The sequence below is a fragment of the Agrobacterium albertimagni AOL15 genome (genome assembly GCF_000300855.1).
Lineage (GTDB): Bacteria > Pseudomonadota > Alphaproteobacteria > Rhizobiales > Rhizobiaceae > Allorhizobium > Allorhizobium albertimagni.
The window spans coordinates 64,584-80,358 of the sequence record NZ_ALJF01000013.1 but is presented as its reverse complement, the minus strand read 5'-3'; the positions used below and the strand labels follow the sequence as shown (position 1 = coordinate 80,358).

The 15,775-nt window shown below is 63.2% G+C and carries 18 protein-coding genes; 9 read left to right on the top strand and 9 right to left on the bottom strand.

Translation table 11 applies throughout. The features are described 5' to 3' along the window. Positions 1-13 precede the first annotated feature (13 nt). Both QWE_RS15985 and xylF read right to left on the bottom strand, forming a co-directional pair. Entirely contained in the window at positions 14-1,327 is a 1,314-nt protein-coding gene (locus QWE_RS15985) for a sugar ABC transporter permease (protein ID WP_006727195.1), read from the bottom strand. A gap of 244 nt (positions 1,328-1,571) precedes the next feature. Then, complete coding sequence (xylF, locus tag QWE_RS15980) at positions 1,572-2,612, bottom strand: D-xylose ABC transporter substrate-binding protein (RefSeq protein WP_006727194.1); 1,041 nt, start codon at positions 2,610-2,612, stop codon at positions 1,572-1,574. A 239-nt stretch (positions 2,613-2,851) separates the two neighbouring features. On the opposite strand from xylF, the gene QWE_RS15975 reads away from it, so the two are divergent. Next, positions 2,852-4,063, top strand: coding sequence for an ROK family transcriptional regulator (locus QWE_RS15975; RefSeq protein ID WP_040300513.1), 1,212 nt, complete (start codon positions 2,852-2,854; stop codon positions 4,061-4,063). 19 nt (positions 4,064-4,082) lie between these two features. On the opposite strand, the gene QWE_RS15970 is transcribed toward QWE_RS15975, so the two are convergent. Next, positions 4,083-4,514, bottom strand: coding sequence for a hypothetical protein (locus QWE_RS15970; RefSeq protein ID WP_006727192.1), 432 nt, complete (start codon positions 4,512-4,514; stop codon positions 4,083-4,085). A 429-nt stretch (positions 4,515-4,943) separates the two neighbouring features. On the opposite strand from QWE_RS15970, the gene QWE_RS15965 reads away from it, so the two are divergent. From QWE_RS15965 to tam, 3 genes are all read left to right on the top strand, one after another. Then, on the top strand, positions 4,944-5,156 hold the full coding sequence (locus QWE_RS15965) for a hypothetical protein (protein WP_006727191.1): 213 nt from the start codon (positions 4,944-4,946) through the stop codon (positions 5,154-5,156). Between the two features lie 76 nt (positions 5,157-5,232). Continuing rightward, positions 5,233-5,940 (top strand): haloacid dehalogenase type II, encoded by a 708-nt coding sequence (locus QWE_RS15960; RefSeq protein ID WP_006727190.1) that lies wholly within the window; start codon positions 5,233-5,235, stop codon positions 5,938-5,940. Next, the gene (gene tam, locus QWE_RS15955; RefSeq protein WP_006727189.1) at positions 5,937-6,707 is read left to right on the top strand and encodes a trans-aconitate 2-methyltransferase; all 771 of its coding nucleotides are present in this window, start codon (positions 5,937-5,939) and stop codon (positions 6,705-6,707) included. Before QWE_RS15960 ends, tam begins: the two co-directional genes overlap by 4 nt. 45 nt (positions 6,708-6,752) lie before the next feature. Here tam and QWE_RS15950 read toward each other — a convergent pair whose 3' ends face one another. Next, the gene (locus QWE_RS15950) at positions 6,753-7,748 is read right to left on the bottom strand and encodes a magnesium transporter CorA family protein (RefSeq protein WP_100220941.1); all 996 of its coding nucleotides are present in this window, start codon (positions 7,746-7,748) and stop codon (positions 6,753-6,755) included. A gap of 446 nt (positions 7,749-8,194) precedes the next feature. Here QWE_RS15950 and QWE_RS15945 point away from each other — a divergent pair, with 446 nt between their 5' ends. Next, positions 8,195-8,443, top strand: coding sequence for a DUF982 domain-containing protein (locus QWE_RS15945; protein WP_006727187.1), 249 nt, complete (start codon positions 8,195-8,197; stop codon positions 8,441-8,443). Between the two features lie 77 nt (positions 8,444-8,520). Then, on the top strand, positions 8,521-9,063 hold the full coding sequence (locus QWE_RS15940; RefSeq protein WP_006727186.1) for a chloramphenicol phosphotransferase CPT family protein: 543 nt from the start codon (positions 8,521-8,523) through the stop codon (positions 9,061-9,063). A gap of 26 nt (positions 9,064-9,089) precedes the next feature. Here the strand turns inward: QWE_RS15940 and QWE_RS15935 are convergent, their stop codons facing one another. Continuing rightward, a complete protein-coding gene (locus QWE_RS15935) occupies positions 9,090-9,527 on the bottom strand; it encodes a YqaA family protein (RefSeq protein WP_040300509.1) in 438 nt (145 codons plus the stop codon). Positions 9,528-9,738: 211 nt separating this feature from the next. Continuing rightward, on the bottom strand, positions 9,739-10,041 hold the full coding sequence (locus QWE_RS15930; protein WP_006727184.1) for a hypothetical protein: 303 nt from the start codon (positions 10,039-10,041) through the stop codon (positions 9,739-9,741). 287 nt (positions 10,042-10,328) lie between these two features. Here QWE_RS15930 and QWE_RS25790 point away from each other — a divergent pair, with 287 nt between their 5' ends. After that, on the top strand, positions 10,329-10,568 hold the full coding sequence (locus QWE_RS25790) for a DUF1622 domain-containing protein (protein WP_240532568.1): 240 nt from the start codon (positions 10,329-10,331) through the stop codon (positions 10,566-10,568). Between the two features lie 57 nt (positions 10,569-10,625). On the opposite strand, the gene QWE_RS15920 is transcribed toward QWE_RS25790, so the two are convergent. Further along, positions 10,626-10,847: a hypothetical protein gene (locus tag QWE_RS15920; RefSeq protein WP_006727182.1), complete on the bottom strand. Its 222-nt coding sequence runs from the start codon at positions 10,845-10,847 to the stop codon at positions 10,626-10,628. Positions 10,848-11,067: 220 nt separating this feature from the next. On the opposite strand from QWE_RS15920, the gene QWE_RS24475 reads away from it, so the two are divergent. After that, positions 11,068-12,591: a sensor histidine kinase gene (locus QWE_RS24475; protein ID WP_052018210.1), complete on the top strand. Its 1,524-nt coding sequence runs from the start codon at positions 11,068-11,070 to the stop codon at positions 12,589-12,591. A gap of 42 nt (positions 12,592-12,633) precedes the next feature. On the opposite strand, the gene QWE_RS15910 is transcribed toward QWE_RS24475, so the two are convergent. After that, positions 12,634-13,461, bottom strand: a complete 828-nt coding sequence (locus tag QWE_RS15910; RefSeq protein ID WP_040300422.1) for an SDR family oxidoreductase — start codon at positions 13,459-13,461, stop codon at positions 12,634-12,636. Beyond that, positions 13,458-14,651 (bottom strand): phytanoyl-CoA dioxygenase family protein, encoded by a 1,194-nt coding sequence (locus QWE_RS15905; RefSeq protein WP_006727179.1) that lies wholly within the window; start codon positions 14,649-14,651, stop codon positions 13,458-13,460. Before QWE_RS15905 ends, QWE_RS15910 begins: the two co-directional genes overlap by 4 nt. A 55-nt stretch (positions 14,652-14,706) precedes the next feature. On the opposite strand from QWE_RS15905, the gene QWE_RS15900 reads away from it, so the two are divergent. Beyond that, positions 14,707-15,765, top strand: a complete 1,059-nt coding sequence (locus tag QWE_RS15900) for a LacI family DNA-binding transcriptional regulator (protein ID WP_006727178.1) — start codon at positions 14,707-14,709, stop codon at positions 15,763-15,765. Positions 15,766-15,775: the final 10 nt, after the last annotated feature.

Genomic DNA, 15,775 nt, shown 5'->3' with positions numbered 1-15,775 from the left:
AGTTCAACTCCCCTTACTTCGCACGCGAGCGGTAGACGGTGTCGAGCCAGACCGCGACGACGAGCACGATACCGATGACGATGCTCTGGAGCGGTGTGTCGAGACCGAGCAGAACCATGCCCGAGTTCAGTGATTGCATGACGATGGCGCCGAGCATGGCGCCGGCGATGGTGCCGACACCGCCGGCAAGCGAGGTGCCGCCGATGACGGCTGCGGCGATGGTGTAGAGCTCGTCGAGCGTGCCCTGAGCGTTGGTCGCGGCGTTCAGACGGGCCGTCGAGATGGCGGCGGCGATGGCGCAGAGCGCACCCATCAGCGCGAACAGCTTGACGATGACCCACTTGACCTTGATGCCGGCGAGTTCGGCGGCTTCCGGGTTACCACCGATCGCAAAGACATAGCGGCCGAAGCGCGTGCGGTTGGTGATGAAGGCCATGACCATGGCGATGCCGATGGCGATCAGAACCGGAACGGCGATGCCGAGACCGATCTGCAGGCCACCTTCCGGCCAGGCAATGCCATTGGCTTCGGCATAACGGCGGGCGAGGTTGACCGGCATGTAGTAGCTGTTGGCGACCCAGACGGCACCGAGAACCGCGATGCAGCCGGAGATGACGAGGAAATACTCGGCCCAGACCGGACGCAGCGGGAAGCCGAAGCGACGACGCTGGCGGCGGGTGTTGAGAATGGTGAGCACAATCATCAGGCAGGCGACGAGGCCGACGACCCAGCTTGCGGTCACGCCGATCGAACCATCGGCACCACCGCCCATCAGGCGATAGGTGGTGTCCATGGGAGCCACCGTCGCACCTGATGTCACCATCCAGGCAGCACCGCGCCAGACGAGCAGGCCGCCGAGGGTGACGATGAAGGCGGGCACGCCGAGGAAGGCGATGATCGCGCCATGCAGCGCGCCGATCGCCGTGCCGACGAGGATGCCGGCGCCAAGCGCGATGATCCACATCATCGGATGTTCGAAGCCGATGATCGGCGGCAGGATGCGGGCCTGGAGCACCGCCATGATCATGCCGACGAAACCGAGGATAGAGCCGACCGAGAGGTCGATGTTGCGCGTGACGATGACCAGCACCATGCCGGTCGCCATGACCGAAACGGAGGCCGCCTGGACCGAGAGGTTCCAGAGGTTACGCGGGGTCAGGAACAGGCCGTTCGACAGGATGTCGAAGCCGACCCAGATGAACCCCAGAGCGATGACCATGCCGAGCAGGCGCGTATCGATTTCGGTGGCTTGAAAGAAGCGTTTTACCGCTGAAACATTGGATGCCCGGGCACCATGCGCGGGTGTGGCAAGGCTGTGATCCGCCATACGAAAAATTCTCCCCAGTCGTTTGTCGGCTTGCGAAGGGCCGCGCCTTGCGCGGGCTTGCGGGCATTGGACCCGCCATGCGGATCGAGGCATCTGACGTTCTTCGGCGGCTGTTGCTAAAGTGTGCGGTGGCCCCTTAAAGCCGCCGATACCTTGCTGCCGCGATGCTCTCGACCAGTCGAAACGCCGCAGCGCAAAAGGCTGCGGCGTTCCGGCTCAAGCTCTGTGGTCAGTCACTACAGGATCAGTTGCAGGCGGCAACCGAACCGGCGGCAACGCCCTGGCATGCTTCTTCCTTGGAGATCCAGCCAGCGTCGATGACGACGTTGAGGTTGTCCTTGGTGATCGGCAGCGGAGCGATGAAGTAGGAGTTCATTTCGACGCCCTTCGGGCCGCCCGAGAACTTCACGGTGCCTTCGACTTCGTCCATCGACTTGCCGGCGGCCAGTTCGTTGGCGATTTCAGCGGCCTTCTTGCCGAGTTCGCGGCTGTCCTTCCAGACAGACACGGTCTGGGTGCCGAGCGCGACGCGGTTCAGAGCGGCCTTGTCGCCGTCCTGGCCGGAGACCGGAACGGAACCGGCGAGACCCTGGGCTTCAAGAGCTGCAACCACACCGCCGGCCATGCCGTCGTTGGACGAGACAACAGCGTCAACGGCGTTGTTGTTGGCGGTCAGGAACTGCTCCATGTTCTTCTGGGCAGCTTCCGGCTTCCAGCCGTCGGTATAGGCTTCGCCGACGTTCTTGATCTTGCCGGAATCCATCGCTTCCTTCAGCACTTCAACCTGGCCGGAATAGAGGAAGTCGGAGTTCGGGTCGGTCGAGGCGCCTTTGATGAAGACGTAGTTGCCTTCCGGCTTCGCCTTGAACACTTCGCGAGCCTGCATGCGGCCCACTTCCTTGTTGTCGAAGGTGATGTAGTAGGCGTCCGGGTTCTCGATCAGACGGTCGTAACCGACGACCGGGATACCTTCAGCAGTCGCCTTTTCGATGGCCGGTGCAATGGCTTCCGAATCCTGGGCGAGAACGATCAGGGCGTTTGCACCCTGGGCGATCAGGCTTTCGATGTCGGTGAGCTGCTTGGCGGCAGACGTCTGGGCGTCGGCGGAGATGTACTTGTTGCCGGCAGCTTCGAGCGCTGCCTTGATCGCGGCTTCGTCCGTCTTCCAACGTTCTTCCTGGAAGTTCGACCAGGAGACGCCGACGGTCAGGCCTTCGGCATTGGCGACAGAATGCAGGCTCACGATGACGGCAGTTGCTGCCATCAGCTTCATAACGGATTTCATTTTTAAAACCTCCCAAGGTGAAAGCGGACCGTCGGAAGACCTCCCAACCTACGACCCGCTGCGAAACTGCCCTTACCCCATGGACCCCCGTCCAATGGTTTTTCTCGACAGTCGAGAAAATAACTGTCAGAAGATTCTCACGCTGTCAACACGAGCCGGGGGAGGCTTGCAAAGACAGTTGCCAAATGCTTTGGGAGGAGCATGCGGTGGACCATACGAGAGCGGGCGACAAGCCCATCATGACAGCCAGTCCGAGGGCGAGCACCGAGGCCGTTCGCCATCAGAACAACGGGCTCGTGCTCAAGGTGCTCAGGCGCGAAGGGCCGCTTGCCCATACCGATCTGTCGGCGGCGACGGGGCTCTCCTCGGCAACCGTTTCGGCAATTACCTCGCATCTCGAGAAAAATGGTTTGCTGGAGCGCCGCGAGGTGGCGAATGCCGGCCAGCGTGGACGCCCGCGGGCCCTCTTTGCCCGGCGCCGGGATGCCGCCCATGTGATTGCGGCGCGCATCTCCTCGCATGCGGTTCAATATTCGCTCGCCGATTATCGCGGCACGATGATCGACCGTTTCGAGGAAGCGCGCGAACAGGGCACGGAATCGCCGAAGCGCTTTCTCGACGGCTTCCGGGCGGCCCTCGAGCGGCTGATCCAGAGGTCGCGTCTGCCAGCGTCTTCGATCTCGACCATTTCGATTTCCAGCAAGGGGCTGGTCGACCGGGAGGGGGCGAAGCTCTTGTGGTCACCGGTCTTCGGCTATCAGGAGCTCGACTTCGAGACAGCCCTTTCCGGCTTCAGCGGCAGCCGGATCCACCTGTTCAACGAGAGCCTGCTCGTCACCCATGCGCTGGCGCTTCGGCTGGAGAAGAACAGGGGCGTGCCGCTTGCCTCGCTCGCGACGCTGTCGCTCGGCCACTCGATCGGGCTCGGCATCGCCTATCGCGACCAGCATGGCGACCTCGAGATCCGGGCGCCGAATTTCGGCCATATGCTGCATGCCGATGACGGCAAGCTTTGCCGCTGCGGGGCGATCGGCTGCATTGAGGCCTCCGCCGGCTTCTATGGCATTCTGCGCATGGCCTTCGAAGTGCCGCCGGACACGATCCCGGCGAGATTCGTGCCGCTGGCCGAGATGGAGAAGATCGCAAGCCGCGCCCGCCAGGGCCACCGCGCCTCGGAATATGCGTTCCGCCAGGCAGGGCTTGCGCTTGGCCAGGGATTATCACGCATGCTGAGCCTCGCCGAGGAGACCATGCCGATCGCGATCACGGGCCCCGGCACGCGCTTCATGGATCTCTTGACCCGCGGCCTCGACGAGGGGCTGGCGCAATCGCAGCATGTGCGCGTGCGCGGGGCACCGGAGATCCTGATCATCACCGAGGAAGAGACGCTCGTCTTCGAGGGGCATGTGGACCGGGCGCTGACGGAGATCGATCAGGATCTGGGCGGGTGATGGGGTCTCTCAAGAGACGTCAACCGGCAGGCTTTGGCCAGACGGTCCAGAGCCACGTAGGCGACAAGGTTTCTCGGGCACCGGCAAGATAGAGCCCCCGGATCGAGCGAAGTGCGGCCCATAGCGAAAAGATGTATCCCACGTTAAGCATCGCAATGTTTCGCATTCTGGCATGCGCTGCTTCGAGGGCATTCGTCGGCGGGAAGCCGAGGATCATCACGAGGAAGATTACCAGGAGCAGTCCCCAGCTCACCAGCGCGACCGCGCTGGTCTGGTACTGAAAGACAGCATGGCTGCGCACCTGCTCATCTTCGGAGGACCTTGCCCGAGAGGATCTCGCATAGGCCGCCAGCAGCAAGGGCCAGAAGAACAGGCCAAACAGGATGAAGGCATAGTTTCGAGCCGTGTTGAATTCCCTGGCCTTGGATCCGATGGTCGCCGTCTCTGACATTCACACCTCCTATGATTGCAAGAATGATGTAACTCTCGCAGCTCGCCGGCGCAATCCGACATCGATCTGGCTCTCTTAGAGGGATTAACAAGGCGTGACCGCAAACCGTCGGATCCGAGCAAGACCGCCCTGGAATTCCAGGGGCCGCATCGCCTATTGGGAAACGAGAATGAACAATCGTATCTTGAGCCCGCCCAACGGCGGTCCGGCGCGGCGATGACAAGAAGTGCTGAGGCCCTTCCGGGGCAGAATTCCCACTGAAGATGCCGCGAAAGCATGCGAAACACACAGTTTCAGATCGACGTTTCAAGAAAGCTCATGCATAGGGGGCGGATCAAATTTTGACATGCGAAGAGCCGCGCGGCTGAGAGGTGAGACGCCATCCGAGCAGTCGATCCATCTTGTGACCGTGCTTAGAGAAAGACCCCGATGATCAAGATCATGGTATTGCTGCATGCCGCTCAAGGCCGCGACTGGCAGACGCCGCCGAAGGGCACGAGCCTGAAGACCTTGGCCGAGGCTGAGGAACAGGGGCTGATCGAGGTTCGTGGCGAATTCCAGAAGCGGCAATTCCGGCTGACGACACGCGGCTTTTCGACTGTCGAACACGACCGGAAGCGACTCGCGGCGCGTCGCAGCTGATTGTGATTTGAGGTCGGCCCCTGCCCGCTTGAACGGCCGACGCCTGCGCCCTACCCTCCTTCAAGGAGGAAGCTTCATGACAGACGCGATCGCATCCCATGCTGACGGCAGGACCGGGTCCGGGCGCCAAGCCTATGTCTTCGATGCCTATGGTACGCTGTTCGATGTGCATGCGGCGGTGCGCCGGCATGCTGCGGCCATCGGGCCCGATGCCCAGGCGCTGTCCGATCTCTGGCGGGTGAAACAGCTGGAATATACCTGGGTGACCAGCCTGATGGGACAATACCGGGATTTTCGCGCGCTCACCGAAGATGCGCTCGACTTTTGCCTTGCCCGATTTCCCGGCGTCGACAAGGGTCTGCGGGTGGATCTGCTCGACGCCTATCGCAAGCTCGACTGTTTTGCCGAGGTGCCAGATGTGCTGGCAGCACTGCGCGAGACCGGGGCGCGGATCGCAATCCTCTCCAATGGCACGCCCGCCATGCTCGACGAGGCGGTCGACGCAGCCGGGATCGGGCATCTGATCGACGAGATCTTCTCCGTCGACCCTCTCAAGATCTACAAGACGGCGCCGGCGGCTTATGCGCTGGTTACGTCGAGCCTGCGGGTTTCCGCCCCCGACATTGCCTTCCAGTCCTCCAATCGCTGGGACATTGCCGGCGCCAAGGCCTTCGGCATGACCTGCCACTGGATCAACCGGTCGGGTGCACCGGACGAATATGTCGAGTTCCCCCCCGACAAGGTGCTGTCGTCGCTTTCGGGCCTGGTCGAGGTTCCGGCGTGAGCTGGTCGGCAACGCAATATCTCCGTTTCGAGGACGAGCGGACGCGGCCAGCGCGCGATCTTCTTGCAAGGGTGCCGCTGCCTTCCGCCGAACGGGTGATCGATCTCGGCTGCGGGCCGGGCAACTCGACGGAGCTTCTCGTCGAGCGCTTCGGTGCATGCTCCGTCAGCGGGATCGACAGTGACGACGACATGCTGGCAAAGGCAGGCGCGCGCCTGCCGGAGATCCCCTTCGTCAAGGCTGATCTGGCGACCTGGCAACCGGAGGCGCCGGTCGATCTGCTGTTCGCGAACGCCGTCTTCCAGTGGCTCCCCGGCCATCTCGACATTTTCGAACGGTTGATGGAGGGGCTGAAGCCCGGCGGCATGCTGGCGGTTCAGATGCCCGACAATCTCGGCGAGCCCAGCCATCTCGCCATGGAGGAGACGGGGGCCGACGGTCCGTGGTCGGAAGCCTTTGCCGGTGGCCGCCTGCGCCGCGCCGGACTGCCACGGCCGGCCGACTATCTGCAGCGTCTGCAGCCGCACTGCTTATCGGTCGATGTCTGGCACACCGTCTACTACCACCCGATGCGCGATGCCGAGGCGATCGTCGCCTGGGTCGAGGGCACCGGCCTCAGGCCCTATCTGGCCGCCGTGGCGCCCGAGCAGCGGGGGGCCTTTCGGCAGGCCTATCTGCAGCGGATCGACGCCGCCTATCCGCCGATGGCGGACGGACGGCGGCTTCTCGCCTTTCCGCGACTGTTCGTCCTTGCCGTGAAGGCATGAGCAGCCAGGGATCGGCAGCATCAGGGGCTTCCGGACGCTTCCTGGTCAGAGCCAGCCCTTGCGCTTGAAGACGAGGAAGGGCAGGAGCGCGGAGAGCAGCATGATCCCGAGCGCCATCGGATAGCCGATCTTCCAGCTGAGTTCCGGCATGGTCTCGAAGTTCATGCCATAGATCGACGCGACCAGCGTCGGCGGCAGGAAGGCGACCGAAGCGACGGTGAAGATCTTGATGATCTGGCTTTGCTCGAGATTGATCAGACCGAGCGTCGCTTCGAGCAGGAAATTCACCTTGTCTTGCAGAAATTCGGCATGGTCGCCAAGCGAGCCGGCATCGCGCTGCAGGAGCTTGATCCGCTGACGGATGTCCTTCGCGGTCTTGCGCACCGGCACTTCGAGAGCGGCGTGATAAGCGACGAGCCGGGAGATCGAGACCAGGCTTTCGCGGGTCGCCGTGATCAGGTCGCCCTTGCGACCGATCTGTTCGATGAGGGCCTGCAAATCGCGGCTGCTGGCGCCGGTCTTGCCCTTGCCGTCATCCTTGCTGCCGGTCTTGCCCTTTGCGGTCTTGGCGCGAAAGACCCCGCGGGAGACGGCATCGATTTCGTTGCCGGCGCGCTCCAGCACGTCGGCGAGCCGATCGATGATCGCTTCCAGGAGACCGAGCATGACCGTGTCACCGCTGATGCAGACGAGACCGTTCGGACGGCAGGCGCGGGCGCTGAAGGCGGCAAAGGGCTTCGGATCGGCATAGCGGATGGTGACGAGGCTTGCGCCCTTCAGGACGAAGGTGACGGGCGTCTTTACCGGATCGTCGCCATCGAGGCCGGCAAGCGCGGTCATGGTCATGAATTCGGCACCGTCCTCCTGATAGAGGCGCGCGGAGAGTTCGATCTCCTCCATCTCGTCACGGGTCGGCAGCGCGATCGCCAATGCCTGCTCCACGAGCCGGATTTCGCCGGGCTCCGGGTTGACGAGGTCGAACCAGATCGGGGTGGGTGGGGCAGCCGCTGGCGGCAGAGCCTCGTCCCCTGCCCCGGCCATGGCAAGCGCTGGAACAGGCGCGCGGGCTTTGCCGAGAACGGCAGAATCAACGGGCACGAGGTGGTCGGCTTCGCGGGAAAACAGGCGCAGCATGGGTCTCTCCTTCGGCGGACGTCAAGCCCGCCTCCCCATGCGCATGCAGGACTAGAGACGGGGCTTCGGCCCAATATGTGACGTCGAACTTCGACTGTCGGGGTTCATCTTCCTGGTCCTTTTGGTTGGCGCGCTCCTGACAGGCGCCTACTACGAAGTAGATGTTCCCGGAACGGACGAAAGTCAATCTTTGCCCGCCGCTGGTCTGCCATGCCGAATTGCGGCAACGGCACTTCCGGTCCATATAGCCGCCGAGATCAGAAAGCGTGGCAACAGACGTCACTCTCGGTTATGCAGACCCCAGATCGGGCCACCGACCCTTAAGGTGGCAGCAAGACAGGAAAGTGAAAGCGATGAGCAAGACCTGGAGCAAGCCCGTGATCCTGCACGGGATCGGCGAAGAGGGCGAGGATGTGGTGGTCGACAGTTCGCTCGGGGCCTCCTGGGCGTTGATCGAGGACTGGCCGGAGGAAGAGAGCGAGGTGCTGGACAAGGCGCTTCTGGTGCTCGGCGCCGTGGCCCAGGGCAAGGCCAAGGAAGAGGACGGGCGAAAAGCGCTCATTTCGGCGGCGACGGCAGCGGGCGTGAAGTTTACCGCGTGATGGCAGGATAGACTCGACTTGGACGACGGACCCTCGCGCGGCGAGTCGACCCTTCGGCTTGAAGCAAGGATCGGGACATGGCGTGCATCATCTTCCTGCATGGCGCGTCGAGCAGCGGCAAATCGACGATCGCCAAGGCACTTCAAGACCGCATCGAGGCGCCCTTCTGGCACATCTCAATCGATCATTTGCGGGATGCCGGCGTCCTTCCAACCGCCCGGTTCAAGAGGGGTGACTTCCGCTGGGCGGATGCGAGGGCCGCGTTTTTCGACGCCTTCCACGCCTCGCTGAAAGCCTATGCCGATGCCGGCAACAATCTCATTCTCGAACACATCCTGGACAAAGACGGCTGGCTGGAGACGCTAACCCGTTTCTTCGCCGGTCACGACGTGCTCTTCGTTGCAGTCCACTGCCCCGTGGACCTGCTTGTCGAACGCGAGAGGCTGCGAGCTGACCGACCCATTGGAAGCGCGAAGATAGATTTCGAAACGATCCATAACGGCAAAATCTACGATCTTGAGATCGACTCGACGGCCGACATCGAGAGCAATGTCGAGCGTATCCTCACCCATTGGCGGACAGGCCACAGAGCCTCGAGTTTCTCCCAGAAGGGCCTTTAAGTCTCTCCTCGATCACGGTCCGGCAATCACATCAAACCGAGGGTGAGTGCGGCGAGCACGGCATAACGCCCGGCCTTGGCGATGGTGACGAGGATCAGGAAGGTTGCGAAGGGCGTGCGCAGGAGGCCGGCGACGACCGTCAAGGGATCGCCGATGACCGGCACCCAGGAGAGTAGCAGCGACCAGATGCCGAAGCGGCGGTACCAGGCTTCGGCACGGGCGAGCTTCTGTTCGGAGACGGGAAACCAGGGACGGTCGCGGAAATGCTCGATAAAGCGGCCGAGCAGCCAGTTGACGACCGAGCCGAGCACATTGCCTCCCGTTGCGACGAGGAGCAGCAGGACAACAGGCTGCTCTTTGGCGAGGATCAGGCCGACCATTACGGCCTCGGACTGCGCCGGGACAATGGTCGCGGCGAGGAAAGCTGCCAGGAAAAGTGCTGTATAGGCGGCGAAAGCGGTGATCACCGGCCCGGTCTAGCGCGGCGAGTTCCGGCTGGCAACGTGGCGGGCGGAGTTGGTCGGCGTAGGTTTCTGGCTTCAGTCTCTCAGGCTGGACACGCGACGGCTTCGGAACCGTATGGCCAAAAAGAAGGGCCGCCATGCATCCGGGGGGCGATGCATGGCGGCCGGATGGCCGGGGGCGGGCCATCGAAACTATATCAGACGGTTCTGGTCAGACGACGCGGCGGGCGGCGTGCTCGATATCTGTGCCGGCGGCTTCATCGGCATCGATCACGCGGCTTCCTTCAACGCGTGCGCCGGGCTCCAGACCCTCGGGGCCATGTTCGCGGACCTGATGCGGGGCGGGCGTGGTGATGGCGCCGTGCTTGGGGTCGTTGACGTCCTGACCGCGGACGCCATCGGCATCGGCCTTGCGTTCATCCGGGTTGCTGCGCGTTTCGCGTTCGCGGGTCGCATCCGCAATCAACCGGTCGAGTTCGTCCTCGGTCATGGCGCTGAGATCGAAATCCTGCATCGGGGTCTCCCTGCTTCTCGAGATGGACGGTGTTCGTCTCATCAACGCGCGACACGGCGAAAGGTGCCGTGACCTGTTGGCGATTGTGGAAACCGATCGGATGGGGGAACGTTGCACCCGGATCAAAGGGGAGCCGGAGCCATGGATTTCGTCAGCATCATGCACATCATCACCCGGGTGATCGAAGGGTCGGCGTTGCAGTCATCGTCATCGGCATCGCGGTCTCGGGATTTGCATATCTGAAAAGCCCGCGCGGCCTGAATGCCTATGGAGATCTGAGGGCCGGCATGGGACGGGCCATCCTGCTCGGGCTCGAGCTGATGGTGGCCGGCGATATCATCAACACGGTGGCGGTGGAGCCGAGCCTCGATTCCGTGTTGGTGCTCGGCGTGATCGTCATCATCAGGACCTTCCTCAGCCTGTCGCTGGAGGTCGAGATTTCCGGTCGCTGGCCCTGGCAGGGGGAACGCGGGACGCAGAGCCTGCATCGGGGCAAGACGGATGGCGGGGAGGATGAAAAGATGTGATCAGCGCGGTGCATGCCGCGGAAGCCGCATGCACCGCTCCGGCGTCACATCAGACGCTCAGCGCTCCGGATTATCGGCATTGGCGAGCGGCGATGGGCGGCCGTCCGGGCCATCCTGACCCTCGCGCTGATCACTGTCTTCCATGTCCTGATCGACCAGATAGGTGTCGGAGCCCAGCCGGTTCGCCTCGCGGCGTGCGTCGGGGCGGATCGCGGTGCCGGCGGGCTCAGCGAGCTTGCGAACGCCTTCCTCGCGATGGTTTTCGCCGTCTGAGGTCATCGACTTCCTCCATGATTGTATTCGGGGATTAGGTTCAGGCTTGTCCTCTCTGCCGAACGGGCATGTGATCGCTTCGTTCCGACTTGCGGTGGCAAAACTGGTTCCAGGGGCAGGTCATCGTGTTGCAATGATGGTTCCAAACTGCTCTATAAGGACAGCCTTGAACATTTTTCGACACAACTTCGAAAGGGCGCACGGCTTGGCAGTCTGGGGTCCCGATATGGTGTTACGCTGGTTCCGGACCATTCAAATCGGGAGTGTCCTGATCCCGGTCGTGGGTGGACTGATCTGGGGCGGCATCGCCTGGCAGGAGCAGAAGGCGATCGCGACCGATCATGCGGTCGACAGCGTCACCCTTGTCCGCCAATATTCCCAACGCCTGATCGAGACCGAGCTCATCAAGCATGGTGCGGCCCGCAGCCGTGTCAACGATGAGCCGGCAGACTTCCTGCGCTCGGAGGCCTTTCACAGCTTTCTCGCCGGGCTTGACAGCCGCCAACCGGACAATTTCGGACTGGTGGTGATCAGCGACGAGGGGCGAATGCTCGCTTCGAGCCGTGCCTTTCCGGTCGACATGGTGATGGGGTCTCGCGACTACATCGACGCGATCAGGGGTGGCAGTCGGCTCTTCATCGATCGGATCAAGCTGGAGCCGGGCGGCGAGGACGCGATCATTGTCGCGACACCCTTCGTCACCAATGATTTCCGCGGCATGATCGTCTCGTCGATCGCAACCGACACCAGCCGCACCTTCCTGCGCGATGTCGCGGCACAGGAGAATGAGGCAGCTTCCCTTACCCGCGACGATGGCAAGCTCCTGGTTCGCCAGGTCCCGGCCGAGCCGATCGTTCTTGCACCCGACACCCCGGCGCGGCAGAACATGGCGATCAGCAATGAAGGTGTCTACGAGGCGCTGGCGATCTCCGACGGTATCCGGCGCATTTACGCCTTCAGCCGGCTCGGTGGCATTCCGCTCGTCGCCAATTTCGGCGTGCCGATCGACGGCATTCGTGCGGCCACCATCCGCAGCGTCTTGCCCGTCTGGCTGCTGATGCTCGCGATCAGCGCCTTCACGCTGGTTGCGACGTCGCTTGCGAGACGCAGCATGCTGGTTCAACGCGAGAGCGACCGGCAGGCGCTGAAGCGGGCCGAAGCGGAAAACCTCGCGCATCAACGGGCCGAACTCGTGCGCGAGATGAACCATCGGATCAAGAACAATCTCGCGCTGGTGACGAGCCTCATCAACATGCAGGCAAGGCGCGGCAGTGTCGACGTGCAGGCACTGCAGATGCGGGTCAGGGCGCTGGCCGAAGTGCATGACCTGCTCTATCGCTCCAGCCATGGCGAGAAGATCGATCTCGGCGAGCTTCTGACCCGCGCCTGCGATCCGGCGACCTTGGTGCCGGAAGATCGTCACATCACGCTCGACGCCGTTCTGCCGAGCGGCATCCTCCTGCCTGCCGACCGGGCATCGCCGCTGGCGCTTGCAACGCTGGAACTGGTGACCAATGCGGTGAAGCATGCCTTTGCCGGCCGGGAGCGCGGTACGATCCGCCTGACGCTGACAGCGGAAAACGACGGCCGGGCCAGTCTCACCATCGCCGATGACGGCGTCGGCATTGATGAGGAGACCACGCGCCGCTCGGGCACCCGTCTCGTCGATGCCTTTGTCGTGCAGGTGGGCGGTGAAATGACCCGCGAGATCGATGGCGGGACGCGCTATGTGATCCGGTTCAGCCTGTGAGGGAAGCCGCGTCGGGGGTTCCGCGACTTCCCTCGCCTCCCCTCAGAGCGTCATTTTTTCCTTCGGGTGCGGGCTGTCCTCATAGGCGCCCCAGATCGACTGGTCGAAATTGATCGTGGCACCCGTCATCAGGCCGCTCTCCTCCGACGACAGATAGGCGCAGGCGCGGGCGACCTCGGCCGGATCGACGAGGCGGCCAAAGGGCTGGCGGGCGGCGGCTTGCTCCAGCCAGTCGGCGGGCGCGCCATGATATTCCCGCTGGATGCGGTCTTCGCCGTCGCTTGCCATCCAGCCGATGTTCAGCGCATTGCAGCGGATGCGGTTTTTCAGGAGGCCGAAGGCGACATTGCGGGTCAGCGTGTCGAGCGCGCCCTTGGAGGCGCAATAGGCGGCAATGAAGGGCTGGCCAGCCATCGATGACATGGAGGAGATGTTGACGATCGTGCCCTCGACACCGTCGCGCAGCATCAGCTTCACCGCATCCTGGATGAGGAAAAAGGGCGCGCGGGTGTTGATCGCGAACATGCGGTCGAACAGCGCTTCGTCGGTGTCGAGGATCGTGCCGCGATCGGTGATGGCGGCGACATTGACGAGGGAATCAATGCGGCCGAATTTTTCGTCGGCCGCGGCAATCACCCGGCGGCAATCAGCGACCTCGCCGAGATCGGCCGAGACGAAATGCACCGGGGTGCCGTAGCGCTCGGTGATCTCACGGGCCTTTGCCTCACCCTTGTCGCGACTGCGACCGCAGATGACGAGGCCCTTTGCTCCGCGCTCGGCAAAGAGCCGCGCGACTTCCGCGCCCAAGCCTTGCGTGCCGCCGGTAACGACAGCGATCTTGTTGTCCAGTCTTCCCATTTTGGTCCTCATGCCCTGCGCTTGGCAGCCTGTGTCTCGACGAGCGCTGCGAAGGCCTCCGGTTCCATGCCCGCCTCGAGCGCTTCCGCCATCATGGTGTTCTGCGTCTTCGGCGCAAGGCCACCGACCGGCGGATCGCTGTCGAGATTGGTCGGGAAGGCATAACCTTCCGCCGTGGCCGCAATGGCATTCTCAATTTCGGCCGCGGTGAGCGCGCCCGATGTGCGGGCAGCCAGAAGCGCGGGATAGACGGCCTTGCACATGGCGTCGCGGTCAACGCTTTCCATGGCGCGGCCGAAGGCGGAGGAGACCTGCAGGAGGTTTGCCATGCGCCAGATATCATCAGACACATTGTTGCCGGCGCCGTGCATCAGGGCCGGGTTGAAGAAGACGGCGTCGCCCTTCGACAGCGGCAGCTGCACGTGGCTCTCGGCGAACACAGCCTGGAATTCCGGCCGGCCGAAAGCGAGGTAACCTTCAAAGAAACTCTGCGAATAGGGCAGGAAGAGTGTCGGGCCACTTTCGACCGGCATGTCGCAATGGGCGACCGCGCCCTGCAGCGTCAGCAGTGGCGAGACCGCGTGGATATGGCCCGGATAGGCCTGCATCTGCTCTGGCGACATGAAGCCGAGGTGATAGTCGCGATGCGGGACCTGCGCCTTGCCGCCGGGGTTCACCCGGTTCATCTGCGCCGTCATCTGATAGCCGCGGCCGAGCCAGGCTTCCGAGGCCATGGCGATCGCGTCCGAGGCATAATAGCGGGCGAAATTGTCGGGGTCGGCGAGCGCGTGTTTCTGCAGCGAATTCCAGATGCGGTCATTGGCGCCGGGTTTGGCGAAGTGGTCGGCGGCGGCCTTGCCGCCTTCCTTCTCGGCCTTGACGATGGCGTTGAAGACCTCGGTGGCGCGATCGACGACCGACAGGTCGGCAATGGCATTTTTGATGACGATGACGCCGGGGCCGGTCGTAAAGGCTTCGACCCATTCGGCCATCAATTCGCGGCGGGCTTCCGGATCGCGGGCGATGTCGCGCACGGCCGATCCGTCATAGAGGAGCACGTTCTTCTCGACGCCGGCTGACAATGGCCAGTCTTCGCGCCTGGTCTTTTGCGCCACCAATACCTTGAAAGTCTCGATGTCACCGGCCTGACTGTCGAGCCAGACCTTGTCGCGACGGCGGCTGGTCAATGTTCTCTGGTCCATGATTTCCTCCCGAAACCCTCATCCCGCTTGACCATAGTCAGACGACGGGCGAGAGATGAGCGGCAAAACACCTCAAAAACACCTCAAGGCCGAAGCCATGCGTCCGCCCTTTCCGCTCAAGGACATCGCCCTGCAATCGGGCCTCAGTCTCGCCACCGTCGATCGGGCGCTGCATGGACGCGGGCATGTGGCAAAAGCGACGGGACTTCGCGTCGAGGCGGCGATCGCCGAACTCGAGCGGCAATATGCCGAGGCACGTATCGGCGGGCGGCGTCTCGTCATCGACGTCGTCATGGAAACACCGCAGCGATTTTCGAATGCCGTGCGCGCGGCCTTCGAAGCCGAGCTGCCGGGCATGCGGCCGGCTTCGCTATCGGCGCGCTTTCACGTGGCCGAGACGATGGAGGAGCGCGATCTCCTCGCCATCCTCAAGCGCATCCGTCGGCGCGGCAGCCATGGCGTCGTCGTCAAGGTGCCCTCGACGCCGGCGATCGCGGCGATGGCAGCCGAATTGATGGCAAGCGGCATTCCTGTGGTAACGTTGGTGACCGATCTGCCCGCCACGGTGCGGCAGGGTTATGTCGGCATGGACAATCGGGTGGCGGGGTCGACGGCCGCCTATCTGCTCGCGCGCATGGCGGGGCCGGCTCAGGGCAAGGTGCTGGTCACACTATCGAGTGCGCGATTTTCAGGCGAAGAGGAACGCGAGCGCGGCTTTCGCGACGCACTTGAAAAGGACGCGCCGCATCTTGGCATCGTGACGATTTCAGAGGGGTTTGGCGTCGACCGCACGACGGAGCGGCTGGTGAAGGCGGCGGTTGTCAGCCATCCCGAGATCCGCGCCGTCTATTCGATCGGCGGCGGCAACCGGGCGATCCTGCGCGCCTTTGCGGAGGAGAAGCGCCGGATCGACGTGTTTGCCGCCCATGACCTCGATGCCGATAACAGGGCGCTTTTGGCCGAGGGGCGCCTCACCTTCGTCATCCATCACGACCTTCGCCAGGACGCCCGAAGCGCCTGCCAGATGATGATGGCGCATCACCGCATGCTGCCCCGAGATTTCCAGGTGGCACCATCGCGGGTGGCGATTGCCACGCCGCATGAGGTGATGTGAGGCGGACCAC